This is a genomic window from Staphylococcus sp. HMSC62A08 (assembly GCF_001839105.1).
Classification (GTDB): Bacteria; Bacillota; Bacilli; order Staphylococcales; family Staphylococcaceae; genus Staphylococcus; species Staphylococcus caprae.
Genome location: NZ_KV840039.1, coordinates 129,314 through 142,658 on the forward strand (window position 1 = coordinate 129,314; position 13,345 = coordinate 142,658).

At 34.1% G+C, this 13,345-nt stretch carries 12 protein-coding genes and 1 riboswitch; of the genes, 3 read left to right on the forward strand and 9 right to left on the reverse strand.

Annotation, left to right across the window (positions count from 1 at the left end):
• Positions 1-85: 85 nt before the first annotated feature.
• The 9 genes from lysA to HMPREF3264_RS06635 all read right to left on the reverse strand — a co-directional run bounded on the left by lysA (position 86) and on the right by HMPREF3264_RS06635 (position 10,578).
• Positions 86-1,351: a diaminopimelate decarboxylase gene (lysA, locus tag HMPREF3264_RS06595; RefSeq protein WP_070872584.1), complete on the reverse strand. Its 1,266-nt coding sequence runs from the start codon at positions 1,349-1,351 to the stop codon at positions 86-88.
• Positions 1,352-2,428, reverse strand: coding sequence for an alanine racemase (locus tag HMPREF3264_RS06600; protein WP_070872586.1), 1,077 nt, complete (start codon positions 2,426-2,428; stop codon positions 1,352-1,354).
• Between the two features lie 5 nt (positions 2,429-2,433).
• Positions 2,434-3,585, reverse strand: a complete 1,152-nt coding sequence (locus tag HMPREF3264_RS06605; RefSeq protein ID WP_070872587.1) for an amidohydrolase — start codon at positions 3,583-3,585, stop codon at positions 2,434-2,436.
• Positions 3,586-3,785: 200 nt separating this feature from the next.
• Positions 3,786-4,505 carry a 2,3,4,5-tetrahydropyridine-2,6-dicarboxylate N-acetyltransferase gene (gene dapD, locus HMPREF3264_RS06610; RefSeq protein WP_070872589.1) on the reverse strand — a complete coding sequence of 240 codons (720 nt, stop codon included), beginning with the start codon at positions 4,503-4,505 and terminating at the stop codon, positions 3,786-3,788.
• A gap of 26 nt (positions 4,506-4,531) precedes the next feature.
• Positions 4,532-5,257 carry a 4-hydroxy-tetrahydrodipicolinate reductase gene (dapB, locus tag HMPREF3264_RS06615; RefSeq protein WP_070872591.1) on the reverse strand — a complete coding sequence of 242 codons (726 nt, stop codon included), beginning with the start codon at positions 5,255-5,257 and terminating at the stop codon, positions 4,532-4,534.
• On the reverse strand, positions 5,254-6,141 hold the full coding sequence (dapA, locus tag HMPREF3264_RS06620) for a 4-hydroxy-tetrahydrodipicolinate synthase (protein WP_002442813.1): 888 nt from the start codon (positions 6,139-6,141) through the stop codon (positions 5,254-5,256). Before dapA ends, dapB begins: the two co-directional genes overlap by 4 nt.
• A gap of 1 nt (position 6,142) precedes the next feature.
• Positions 6,143-7,132, reverse strand: a complete 990-nt coding sequence (locus HMPREF3264_RS06625; RefSeq protein ID WP_070872593.1) for an aspartate-semialdehyde dehydrogenase — start codon at positions 7,130-7,132, stop codon at positions 6,143-6,145.
• A gap of 68 nt (positions 7,133-7,200) precedes the next feature.
• Positions 7,201-8,403 carry an aspartate kinase gene (locus tag HMPREF3264_RS06630; protein WP_070872595.1) on the reverse strand — a complete coding sequence of 401 codons (1,203 nt, stop codon included), beginning with the start codon at positions 8,401-8,403 and terminating at the stop codon, positions 7,201-7,203.
• A gap of 86 nt (positions 8,404-8,489) precedes the next feature.
• Positions 8,490-8,666: riboswitch (Lysine riboswitch) on the reverse strand.
• A 304-nt stretch (positions 8,667-8,970) separates the two neighbouring features.
• Positions 8,971-10,578: an ABC-F family ATP-binding cassette domain-containing protein gene (locus tag HMPREF3264_RS06635; RefSeq protein WP_070872597.1), complete on the reverse strand. Its 1,608-nt coding sequence runs from the start codon at positions 10,576-10,578 to the stop codon at positions 8,971-8,973.
• Positions 10,579-10,795: 217 nt separating this feature from the next.
• On the opposite strand from HMPREF3264_RS06635, the gene cvfB reads away from it, so the two are divergent.
• From cvfB to HMPREF3264_RS12435, 3 genes are all read left to right on the forward strand, one after another.
• On the forward strand, positions 10,796-11,692 hold the full coding sequence (gene cvfB / locus HMPREF3264_RS06640; protein WP_070831403.1) for an RNA-binding virulence regulatory protein CvfB: 897 nt from the start codon (positions 10,796-10,798) through the stop codon (positions 11,690-11,692).
• A gap of 414 nt (positions 11,693-12,106) precedes the next feature.
• Positions 12,107-12,742 carry a DUF443 family protein gene (locus tag HMPREF3264_RS06645; protein WP_083327793.1) on the forward strand — a complete coding sequence of 212 codons (636 nt, stop codon included), beginning with the start codon at positions 12,107-12,109 and terminating at the stop codon, positions 12,740-12,742.
• A 152-nt stretch (positions 12,743-12,894) separates the two neighbouring features.
• Positions 12,895-13,345: DUF443 family protein (locus HMPREF3264_RS12435; protein WP_176746823.1), on the forward strand; the 451-nt coding region annotated here is incomplete at its 3' end.

A 13,345-nucleotide genomic window follows, 5' to 3' on the forward strand; every position in this document is an offset into this window, starting at 1 on the left:
CATCATCTATCCAAGGCATTTTCAAATTGTTTTTAATTAAAATCATATTGATAGTAGGTGAGCTTTTACTCGCTCATTTTTACTATTATTTCGTATCATTTATAATTAATTGTCTCAGTGATTGACGTTTAATCACTTCACGTGCTTTTCCATCTTTTAAGAAAAATACGGATGGCTTTTGCATTTGATTATAATTGGAAGCCATTGAATAATGATATGCACCTGTAGACAAGATAGCTAAGTAGTCTCCTCGTTGAACTGAAGAAGGTAATTTAGCATTGTTAATTATAATATCTCCAGATTCACATAATTTACCAGCGATTGTCACAGTATCATCCGCTTCTTCATGTCTATTAACCAATAACGCTTGATATTTAGCATCATATAACGCAGTACGGATGTGATCACTCATACCACCATCCACTGATACATATTTATTAACTTCAGGAATCTCTTTAATTGTACCAACCTCATATAACGTAATTCCTGCTTCACCTACAATTGAACGTCCAGGTTCAATACCAATTTCAGGTAACTCATAATTCAATGATTGTACTGTCTCTTTGATAGCATCAGTAATTTCAGCAATGCCTTCTTCAATAGGGAAACTTACATCTTCCTCAACGTATTTGATTCCAAAACCGCCACCTAAGTTAAGTAAGTCTACCTGAATATCATTGTCAGATAACCAATTCAACACAATCTTAGCCGTTTCAATCATCGCTTCAGTTCCTTCAATTTGAGATCCTACATGGAAGTGAACACCTTTTAATTGTAAGTGCTTAGAAGTTTTTACTTTATTGACCGCTTCAAGTGCTAAACCATGCTTAATTGAAAGACCAAACTTACTATCTTCTTGTCCTGTTTGGATAAATTCATGCGTATGCGCCTCAACACCTGGATTAACGCGTATAACGACATTCACATCATTACTTGCATATTTATCGATTAAGTCAATCTCTTCTAAAGCATCGATCACGAAATAACCAATACCATTTTCTAATGCATATTGGATTTCACGTTTAGTTTTGTTATTCCCATGGAAGTGGATACGACTTGCATCAAAACCAGCTTCTAATGCAGTGTAAAGTTCACCTTCAGAAACAACATCTAATTGTAAATCTTCTTCTTGAACAAGTTTTACCATCTGAATACACGTAAATGCTTTAGAGGCATACGATATATTATATTTTAAACCGCTTTTCTTAAATGCTTCATGATATCTGCGCATTTGAGTACGGATTTGATCTTCATCATAAACGATAGTAGGGGTACCAAAGCTTTGAGCAACCGTCTTTAAGCTTGTACCTTCCATAGTTAATTCGCCATAATCATTATATTCTACTGCCATTTATATGTACTCCTTTATTAGAGAATCGTGGTTCATAGCGCTCAGTTGTTCAGAATTCGCGCCCACACCTTTGAATGTAAATTCATCAATGCGTATATCGTTATTATATAATACTACTTCATCTTGTGCATGAACTTCGTCATCTACTTCAACAAACATATGACTCATCATTAGCGCTCTAATTGGATAACGTTTTCCGTTTATCATAGCTTCATGTCGTGCCCTTGATTTAAGAATACCATCACCATATCCAACATCAACGACGGCTAATCGTGTATGGTCTTTTGTGGCTTCAAAGGCAAAGCTATACCCACAATAATCTCCGGCATTTACTTCACGTGTCTGAATCACATTTCCTTTAACTGTTAAAGACTGTTGAATACGACTTGTATCTAACTTTCTATAAGGCCTAGACCCGTAAAGCGCAATACCCACACGCGCATGAGTATGATAGGGAAGAACTTGTTGACCTTCGCGATAATAACTCGCACTATTTTGCGCATGTATCATTTCAAATGTATAGCCTTCCTCGAGCAAAGTATTTAATACATTTAACCAAGCTTTACGTTCTATACCATATTCCGGCACATCAAATTCATCTGCATATCCGAAATGTGTCCATAGACCCGAAATAATCATTTTTTCGCTATTGTCATTTTGAGCATGGTCTTCCAGAACCTCATGTAGCTCATCTAAATCTTTAAATCCTGAGCGATGTAATAAATTCTCAAACTCTAAATGAACATGAATACCTTTTAAATCCTCTTTGTACTCGTAATAATATACTAAAGAGGGAAGGGTCATGTGAATTTGATATTCTCTTACAGTATCAAAGTCATATACTGCATTCATTAGGAAAATCGTTGCATGAGGTGCGATTTCTCTCACACGCACAGCTTCTTTCAATGACGTAGTACTAAACGTATCAATACCTGCCTTCAAAAATTGTTTCACTGCAAATTCTAAACCGTAATGGTAAGCGTTGTTCTTAACAACTGCCATAATAGGTTGTTCATTTCTAACGTTTACAGCATTCTGATAAAACGCTTCTGTATCTACTGACCAAATTGCTGTCAATTGCCTTACACCTCTTTATAATTTCTTAGTAATTGTTCATAATAATTCGCTACATCAATTAATACCTTTTCGTCAAAATTAAGATGAGAGGTATGTAAACCTGTGACATAACCTTTATCTTTATTCTGAGTACCTACAAATGCAAAATAAGATGGTGCAAGTTGTTGACCATAAAAACTAAAATCTTCACCAAATAAGAACGGGGTAGGTTTATCAATAACTTCTAAATTGGCACCTTCTAAAGCACGTTCAACACTTTCGCGCAGCTTAGGGCTATTCATTGTAGGTGGGTAACCTTCCTCAAATTTGACTTGGCATTCAACATTAAATAGCAACTGTACACTTTCAGCAATCTTATTCATCTGCTGTTTAACGACGGTTAAATCATCTACGTCATAAGTACGGATTGTACCTTCAAGATAACCATGACTTGGTACAGTATTGATGGCTTCTCCTGCTTCAAAGTGACCCATATGAACGATATTACGTTTCAAACCATTGAGGTGATATTGTTGAATTTGTCCTACTTGAGTTAAAACATGCTGAAGCGCTTCACCACATGAATGACCTTGCTCCTTATCAGCAACATGACTAGATAAACCATTTAAATAGAATCGATATTCTGTCGCACTTGCTGTAATTTCTTCATCACGAATAACAACTTTTCCTTCTTCTGCAAAAGGATTCACATGAATGCCGAATACAGCCTCGATAGGATATTTATCGAATGCGCCTGCTTTAATCAATCGATTGGCACCTCCGCCAGTTTCTTCGGCAGGTTGGAAGATAAAGACCACATTATGAGGTAGTTCTCCTTTATCTGCCATCGCTTTACAACGTGTTACGAATAACATCAACGCCGTCGTATGACCATCATGTCCACACGCATGCATAACATTATCCATTTTGCTTCTATATTCTACTTCATTTTCCTCAAATATAGGTAAAGCATCAATATCTGCTCGAAAGGCTATAGTATGATCACTTTGACCTTCTAAATAAGCAATAGCGCCCGTTTCAAGAGGGCGGTCGTATGTCACTCCCAATTCATCTAGAAATTGCGTAATATATTTCGTTGTTTCAAATTCATGTAAACTTAATTCTGGATATTGATGTAAATGTCTTCTATGTTTCGTTACAAATTCTAATTCATTCATCTTAATCATTCCTTGTATGAAGTTTTATTCTTTAATTAAGTTTTATTCTTTAATTATGTATTTATAACTAGAGGAGGTGCTTCATTTTATAATAAAAAGGTGAAACAAATGAATAGAACCCAACATCAGCGTTCGATAGTATCATTTGCTTCAACCTTTAACATTCATTTATTGGAAAATGACTAACACATAACTACTTATTAATCATTTAACTTTCTTAAAGCAGAGACAATTTCACGTTTAGAGTCTTCAACTTCAGACGTTTGTTTAATCACCTTAGCAGGCGTTCCAGCAACTACAGCACCAGCAGGGACATCTTGAGTTACGATTGCACCAGCTGCCACAATAGCACCTTCGCCCACACGTACACCTTCAAGAATAACTGCATTGGCACCAATTAATACATAATCTTCAATGACCACTGGATCAGCGCTTGGTGGTTCAATAACACCAGCTAGTACGGCACCAGCACCCACGTGAACATTTTTACCTGTTGTGGCACGACCGCCTAATGTCGCATTCATGTCTACCATTGTGCCTTCACCAACAACTGCACCAATATTAATCGTTGCACCCATCATTACAACAGCACCATCTTCAATGATTGCTTGTTCACGTATAAATGCACCTGGTTCAATACGTGCATTAGTATGAGTTAAATCTTTAAGTGGAATTGCTGAATTACGTCGATCCATTTCAATTTCTACATCTTCAATGCGAGTTTGATTTTGTTCATAGAACGGTTTCCAATCATCCGCTTCACAGAAGATAACTTTAGATTCTACTGAACCAAAGACTTTAAATGATTCAGGGAATGTAACATCATCAAAACGACCATTCACATATACTTTTAATGGCGTTGATTTCTTAGCATCACTGATATATTGAATAATTTCCTGTGCTGATAAATGTTGTACCATAGTTTATATTCTCCTTTGTTTAACGTTTATAAATTATCGAAAGTGTAATAACCATTTTCTTTGTGGATTAACTTTTCAGCAGCGCCTATAGCTCCATTTGCGAAAATATCTTTAGATTGTGCTTTATGTGAAATGGTAATCGTTTCATCAGTACCAGCAAATAAAATATCATGCTCGCCAACGATAGTACCGCCTCGAACTGCGTGTATACCTATTTCATCTTTTGAACGTTTCTCAGTTTTATCATGTCGGTCATATACAGGAGTACTTTGCGCTCTGAGTTCCTTGATAACATCATATAATTTGACTAGTGTGCCACTTGGGGCATCGACTTTTTTATTATGATGTGCTTCAGTTAATTCGATATCAAAATCTTGAAGTAGGGGAACAGCCGTTTCTAAGATTTTAGTAAGGGCATGAATGCCATAACTCATATTCGCACTAAAGAAAATGGGCATATTTTGACTTAACTTTTCCAATTTAGTAATTAACGTATCCTTCGCACCAGTCGTAGCAATCACCAAAGGTAAATGAAATGTATCATTTAATAATGGAAATAGTAATTCCGGATTAGAGAAGTCAATTGCAACATCCGCATGTGCTTCAGCTTCTGCAATACTGTTGTAATGTGTGTACGGTGTCGATGCTTTAGGAGTTCGATCTATAACACCAACGATTTCATGACCTTTTTCTTCAGCTAATCTTGCAACACGTTGATTCATAGCACCATAGCCTATAAGTAGTATCTTCATGATTGTTCACCTGCTTTAAACTGATCATAAGCTTGCTCTAATACTTTGCGCTCTGCATTTTCTAAAGGAATAAGCGGTAATCTTAATTCATAATTACCAAATCCTAAGTGTGCAGTAAGGGCTTTAATTGGAATAGGATTGACGTCTACTGATAGTGAATCTAATAATTTTCTAATAGGTTCAAACTGTGTTGAAATATCCTCTCCACTTTGTTTAGCATCATATAAATGTTGGAATTCTTGTGGAATAACATTTGCGATAACTGATATAACACCTTTACCACCGCGTTGATAGAATTCAACGACATTGTCATCATTACCACTATATAATGCGAATTCGTCTTGATTAATACGTTGTTTAACTTCTTCCATATAATCAAAATCATTTGTCGCATCTTTAAGCGCTACAATATATTCGTTGTGACTAAGGGTTTCTACAGTTTCAGGTTCGATTGTCATATTTGTACGAGAAGGCACATTATATAAGACAACCGGTAATTTCACTTCATTTGCTATCGTTTCAAAATGTTTAATTAATCCACGTTGATTCGTTTTATTATAATAAGGTGTAATCAGCATAACTGCATCTGCGCCTATATCTTTTGCACGTTTCGATGCTTGAATAGATTTCTGAGTATTATTCGTACCAGTTCCTGCAATAATAGGAACTTTATGATTTACTAATTTCACTACTGTTTCAAGTACTTGTTCTTTCTCTTCATCAGTAAGAGTAGGGCTTTCTGCTGTTGTACCATTCACTATAATCGCTTGAGTTTGATTTTCTAATAAAAATTGTACATGTCTTTCTAATGCGTCGTAATCAACTTCATTATTTGTAAAAGGAGTAGCAAGAGCTACACCAACGCCTTCAAACATGTGTGTCATATTATCGAGCTCCTTTCAAAGTTAAAACTTGTTCTAATACTTGTACTGCGTTTAATGCTGCTCCTTTAAGGAGATTGTCAGATGTACACCATACATGGAATGTATTATCTAATGAATCATCGCGACGGATTCGACCTACAAAGACTTCATCTTTACCTGTAGAGTGAATCGCTAATGGGTATTCATTTTTCTCAGGATTGTCTACAAGTACAACTCTGTCATCTTGATCAAATAATCGTTGAATATCTTTGACCGTCGCGTCTTTATCTAATGTCACGTCAATTTCAATACTATGACTGTCTTGAACTGGTACACGTACACAAGTTGCAGTCACTTTCAAATCTTTATCGTTTAAAATTTTTCTTGTTTCATCAATCATTTTTTGTTCTTCTTTGGTATAACCATTTTCAAGAAAAATATCGATGTGAGGTAAAACATTATTATAAATCGGGTGAGGGTATGCCTCCGGTTCTTTACCATTAGCGCCCTCAGATAAATCTCTTTTACCCTTGATACCTGAGCCTGAAACCGCTTGATAAGTCGTATAAGCCACGCGTTTCAATCCATAAGCATCTTTTAAAATTTTAAGAGGTACCACTGATTGAATAGTTGAACAGTTAGGGTTTGCAATAATTCCACGTGTGAATTTAGGTTCATTCACTTCAGGAACAACTAGGTCTACATCTTCAGTCATACGCCATTGGCTTGAGTTATCAATAACTATGGCACCCGCTTGTTCGAAGAGTGGGGCAAAATGTTCACTTGTACCACCACCTGCACTCATTAACACGTAGTCGAAATGTTCACTTGCTGCTTCATCTGTTAATTCTTGAACGGTATATGTTTGACCTTGGAATTCAACTTTCTTTCCAGCTGAACGCGCTGATGAGAAGAGTACAAGCTCATCGAAAGGAATATTTTTACGGTCTAATGTTTCTAACATTTTTGTTCCAACTAAACCTGTTGCTCCGGCTACTGCTAATCTTGTCATAATAAAGTCACTCCATTTGTAATATTGGTAATTTTAAGAAAATTCTTAATAAATATATTATATCAACTTTAGATATCAAAGGCTTTGTATAATTCTTCGACTGCTCTTTGACCATTTTCAGCATCAATCACATACGAGATACTAATTTCTGAGGTAGTCGTTTGATAGAATGGTATCTTCGAATTAATGAGAGTCATAAATGCTTTAGAAGCTACACCTGACATATCTCTCATACCTGAACCGATGAGTGAAATCTTAACGTATTCTTCATTGATTTTATAATCTAACGCGTCAAATTGTGCTGATAAATTTTCAAGAATTGAAGAAATTTGATGAACGTCACTGTCTTTAATTGAAAATGATAGCTGTAATCCTTCAAGATTCACTATTTGAGAAATCATATCGACATTGACTGAACCTTCTTCTAATTCTGTAAATAATTGAGTTAGTAAGCGATTATCTGGAAGGGGATAGCTAATCGTTACGTGCATCATGTGTGTATCTAAAGCTACCCCCGTGACGGCTTTTTTCTCTAATAAATCTGTTCTAGACATAATCCATGTTCCTTTCAAATTTGATAATGTTCTTCCTAAATAAAGCGGGATATCGTAGTTCTTAGCAAGTTCAACACTTCGCGTTTCAAGTACGCCTGCACCAAGCGCGCTCATTTCCATCATTTCTTCATATGAAACATATTCTAAACGCTTCGCATGACTTAATATTCTAGGATCCGTCGCATAAACACCATCAACATCTGTATAGATTTCGCAAGGCGTTTGGTTACTTGCTGCTAAGGCTACTGCGGTGGTATCTGAACCTCCACGACCTAGCGTAGTTAGTTCGAATTCATCGTTAATGCCTTGGAATCCTGCTACCACAAGTACATCATGTTTTTCAAATGCTTGATTAAATGTTTCTGGATCAATCTCGGCAATTTTACTTTTTAAATGATGGCCAATCGTTTTAATTCCTGCTTGATATCCTGTCATTGCTTTAGCACTTACACCAATGTCATTGAGTACCATTGAAAGGTAGGAGACGGTTTGTTGTTCGCCAGTGGTAAGTAAAAGCGCAAGTTCTTGTTCTTTAGGTGTGGAAGTCAATGAAGACACATTTTCCATTAATTGATCAGTCGTTTTGCCCATTGCACTGACCACAACGATTAATTCCTCTCCTTTGTCTACACGTGTTTTAAGCATTTCAGCAATATTTTTTATTTTTGTAAAATCGCTGACGGAAGAACCGCCAAATTTCAAAACACTTCTGTTCAATTTTAGTCCTCCTGTTTAATAAGGAAGGCACACACGATGTAAAAAAAGAGCAAGTTCGGAATGCGCGAACTTGCTCTACATTTTTTTTTAAGTGATGTTTTCCATTATTTAATAATAATGACAAACTTTTAGCTCTTAACCAAAAAGTCCAACGACTCATAACTGCTATTATGAATTGTTTCGGCATCGCACCCTTTCAAAATTAGTTGCTAGCAGGCAAAATTCTAAATTTTACTCATGATTGATGCGCCTCATCAAAATCTTATTCAATTGATATGTGTTTATTATACATAGAGTACATATCTCTGTAAACCAATATGTTAGATTTTTTGAAATATACTGAAAATTTTTGGGTAAGTTCAATTCATCTGTGATTTAATATTAAGAAATATTTTTATAAGTAGTAGCATTTAATAATTTTAGTTTTGAATCAGCGAGGGGTGTTGTGAAAGAAGTTTGGCAAAAGAGAGTAAAGTCGTTTATTAAAGAAATGCAGTCCAGTAAAACATAAGGTAATACAAAAACCTCTCGAGAATCTTTTGACTCTCAAGAGGTAACATTGCTTCATTAATTATTTTGTAAAACGCCAATTTCTTGTAAATATTCTTCGTAAGGGACTTCTTTAGATAAACCACCTTGTTGATTTAAATCAATCACGCGATTTGCGATTGTATTAATAAATTCGAAGTCATAAGAAGTGAAAATGATAGAACCTTTAAATGATTTCAAACCATCGTTCACTGCAGTAATACTTTCTAAGTCTAAATGGTTTGTTGGCTCATCAAGTAATAAAACATTCGCACTTGATAACATCAATTTACTTAACATACAGCGAACTTTTTCACCACCGGATAAGACGCTTGCTTTTTTCTTAACTTCTTCGCCGCTAAATAACATACGTCCTAAGAATCCACGTAAGAATGTTTCAGTTTGTTCGTCTTCAGGTGCGTATTGACGTAACCAATCTACTAAATTCATGTCTACACCATCAAAGAATTCAGAGTTATCTTTAGGGAAGTAGCTGAGCGATGTTGTGACACCCCATTTGAATGTACCTTCATCAGGTTCCATTTCACCAGCTAAGATCTTAAGTAAAGTTGTTTTAGCAATTTCGCTATCACCAATTAAGATGGCTTTATCATTCGGATTCATTGTAAATGAAATGTTATCTAATACTTTTTCACCATCAATTGTTTTAGAGAGATTTTCAACTGTTAATAAATCATTTCCTATTTCACGTTCAGGAGTAAATTTAACATATGGATATCTTCTTGAAGATGGTTGGATATCATCCAATTCAATTTTGTCTAGTTGTTTTTTACGACTTGTCGCTTGTTTAGATTTAGAAGCATTCGCTGAGAAACGAGCAATAAAGTCTTGTAACTCTTTAATTTTTTCTTCTTTTTTCTTGTTTTGTTCTTGAGCCATTTTTTGAGCTAATTGGCTTGATTGATACCAGAAATCATAGTTACCTACATAGACTTTAATTTTTCCGTAGTCTAAATCGGCAATGTGTGTACATACATTGTTTAAGAAGTGACGGTCGTGAGATACGACGATGACCGTATTTTCAAAATTAATTAAGAAATCTTCTAACCAACTAATAGCAGGGATATCTAGACCGTTTGTAGGCTCGTCAAGTAGAAGTACGTCAGGATCTCCAAATAAACTTTGAGCTAATAATACTTTCACTTTTTGATTGTTTTCAAGCTCAGACATTTTCTTGTCATGTAAATCCGCTTGAATACCTAAACCAGATAATAGGTTCGCTGCGTCAGCTTCCGCATTCCAACCATTCATTTCTGCGAATTCGCCTTCAAGTTCAGCTGCGCGAATGCCATCTTCGTCGCTGAAATCTGGCTTCATGTAAATCTCATCTTTTTCTTTCATTACTTCATATAAACGCTCATGTCCTTTAATCACGACATCTAATACGCGCTCATTTTCGTATGCAAAGTGATCTTGCTTTAATACAGCTAGACGTTCATCTTTTCCTAATGAAACATGACCCGTTTGTGAATCAATTTCGCCAGATAGAATCTTTAGAAACGTTGATTTACCTGCACCGTTTGCACCAATTAAGCCATAACAATTACCTTCAGTAAATTTAATATTTACATCTTCAAATAGTTTACGATCACCGAAACGTAAACTTACATCAGTTACTTGTAACATGCATTTGCTCCTTTATCGTTATTCTAACGGAGAAATTATATCATATAATAGTAGGAGTTTCGACCTCGTTGCCATAGTAATGATAGAATGCGTGACTCATGTTATAATTGAAAGGAATTTTATCGTATCGAATCATTTATTTTAGTTTGAAAAGAACTATTTATATAGAAGGAACATGAATGAAATTTAAAAATCACATGATTATAAGGAGAACAGAATGGCATTAGATAAAGATATCGTAGGTTCAATAGAATTTCTAGAAGTAGAAGGATTGCAAGGTTCTACTTATTTATTAAAAGGACCAAACGGCGAACAAGTAAAATTAAATCAGTCAGAGATAGCAGAAGAAGATGAATTCGAAATAGGGGAAGAATATAGCTTCTTCGTTTATCCTAACCGTTCGGGCGAACTTTTTGCTACACAAAATATGCCTGACATAACGAAAGATAAATACGATTTCGCAAAAGTATTAAAAACAGATCGTGACGGTGCACATATCGATGTAGGCTTACCACGTGAAGTATTAGTTCCATGGGAAGACTTACCAAAATTAAAAGAATTATGGCCACAAGCCGGAGATTACTTACTTGTTACATTAAGAATAGACAGTAATAATCAAATGTTTGGTCGTCTTGCAAGTGAAACAATTGTAGAAGGAATGTTTACACCAGTCATGGATGAGAGTAAACAAAACGAAATGATAGAAGCACGAGCATATCGCTTATTAAGAGTAGGAAGTTTCTTATTAAGCGAAGATGGCTACAAAATCTTTGTACATGAATCTGAACGTAAAGAAGAGCCTCGTTTAGGTGAAAAAGTTGAGGTGCGAATCATCGGTCATAATGATAAAGGCGAATTAAATGGTTCATTCCTACCACTAGCTCATGAACGTCTCGATGATGATGGCCAAATTATTTTCGATTTACTAGTTGAATATGATGGCGAGTTGCCATTTTGGGATAAATCAAGTCCTGAGGCTATTAAAGAAGTATTCAATATGAGTAAAGGCTCATTTAAACGTGCCATTGGTCATTTATATAAGAAGAAAATTATTAATATCGAAACAGGCAAGATTACTCTTACTAAAAAAGGTTGGAGTAGAGTAGAAGAATAGCATATTGGGTTAAGACTTATTTCTTACAGCACGTAGGGAATAAGTCTTTTTATTTATTAAGTAAAGTCCCTTTATTATTTCCATCTTTTATACTTACAATTTCTACTAAAAATCAATTTATAAATCATTATAAAAAACTAGGTATCACGTATAATGATTGGTACAATATTTATATAAAATATTATATATACGTTTTACATGTTTCAATAAAATCAAGATAAATAACAACTAAGTAAAGTGATTTAGGGAGAGCGACTAGTATTTTTACAATAATACAAAGTGCTTAGCAAAAGAACTTGAGGATGTTTAAAATTTTTTAACCAATCCGAAAAACAGTGTCATCATCATTTTAAGATAATAAATTTTAATAAGGGGAGAGGAGGATACATATATTAATAAATTACTATAGAGACAATAGAGAAAAATAGTAAATACAAAATTATAAATTATGATAATACATATTACATTATAAATCTCAATAGAAATAAAATATTCTACATATTTCCGTTGTTGAATTATATTACACGTCAACCACTTATAGAAGTTAATGAAAATGACTTATACAACATAAAAACAGCATACATTTCAAAAGCGGATAAAAACAAACGAGATTCTTTAAATATCTTAGGAGCTGGGACAGCTGTTTTAATTGCAACTTTAACAAGGTCATTAATTGATAACTTGAACTTTTCTACAAATATTTTAATTAATATTATGTTTGTATTAATCGCAATTATTCCAATTGTCTTAATAAAAAGTATCGTTGATAGAAAAAAGAAAACTAAGTTAGGTATAGAATTAAGTTATGCTGAAAGAAAAGCATTTATACTGCCAAATTCTAAAGTTTTATTTCAAAATATCATTTATAACTTACCTATTACATTTATTTTCATTGCCACAACATATGGATTTCTGTGGTTAAAACAAACAAATATAATATTTGTTTTTGGAATAATGATATTTCTAACTTTTATCCTATTTCAAAATGTTATTTTATATGCGCAAACGACAATTGATGGAAAGATAGGGGAAATCAAATTGAACCGATAGCAGTATGGATTATAGTTAACTCAATTTTATTTTTCTTAAGTTAACTTATTTGAAAGATAATATTGGGGTTGTATTAAACATAGATATAAAAGGGGAGAAAAACAATCAATTCTATAACAATTGAATCTCTTAAAAAGAACAACAAATACAGATTGATACACAATAACGGAAAACACTATATAATAAACTTAAATCGTAATAAACTATCATTTATCTTGCCATTAATCAATTACATAACGCCTCACCCACTAAAAGAAATTAACGAACGGGAACTAAAAGATATAAAAACTGCGAACATTTCAAAGGAAGAAAAAGATAAAAATGATTCACTGATAGGGTGGACTGCTGGGATTGGCTCATTAATCGGAATATTAACTAAATCTATAGGTGATTATATGGACTTTTCAACTAACTTTATCTTAAATTTAGTAATAGTATTGCTAATTATCGTGCCTTTATTAATATTTAAAATTGTGATTAATAAAAAAGATAAAAGAAAAATTGATATTTTAATAGAAAATGCTCAACAAAGTGCATATGTATGGCCTCATTTTTCTATTTTACTGTCAAATATTTTAATTGGTATATCTTCCACTATTTTTT

Bases quoted from the DNA above. Each gene is read 5' to 3' on its own strand.
- lysA (WP_070872584.1), bottom strand. From the start codon at position 1,351: ATGGCAGTAGAATATAATGATTATGGCGAATTAACTATGGAAGGTACA.
- HMPREF3264_RS06605 (WP_070872587.1), bottom strand. From the start codon at position 3,585: ATGAATGAATTAGAATTTGTAACGAAACATAGAAGACATTTACATCAA.
- dapD (WP_070872589.1), bottom strand. From the start codon at position 4,505: ATGGTACAACATTTATCAGCACAGGAAATTATTCAATATATCAGTGAT.
- dapB (WP_070872591.1), bottom strand. From the start codon at position 5,257: ATGAAGATACTACTTATAGGCTATGGTGCTATGAATCAACGTGTTGCA.
- dapA (WP_002442813.1), bottom strand. From the start codon at position 6,141: ATGACACACATGTTTGAAGGCGTTGGTGTAGCTCTTGCTACTCCTTTT.
- HMPREF3264_RS06625 (WP_070872593.1), bottom strand. From the start codon at position 7,132: ATGACAAGATTAGCAGTAGCCGGAGCAACAGGTTTAGTTGGAACAAAA.
- HMPREF3264_RS06635 (WP_070872597.1), bottom strand. From the start codon at position 10,578: ATGTTACAAGTAACTGATGTAAGTTTACGTTTCGGTGATCGTAAACTA.
- cvfB (WP_070831403.1), top strand. From the start codon at position 10,796: ATGGCATTAGATAAAGATATCGTAGGTTCAATAGAATTTCTAGAAGTA.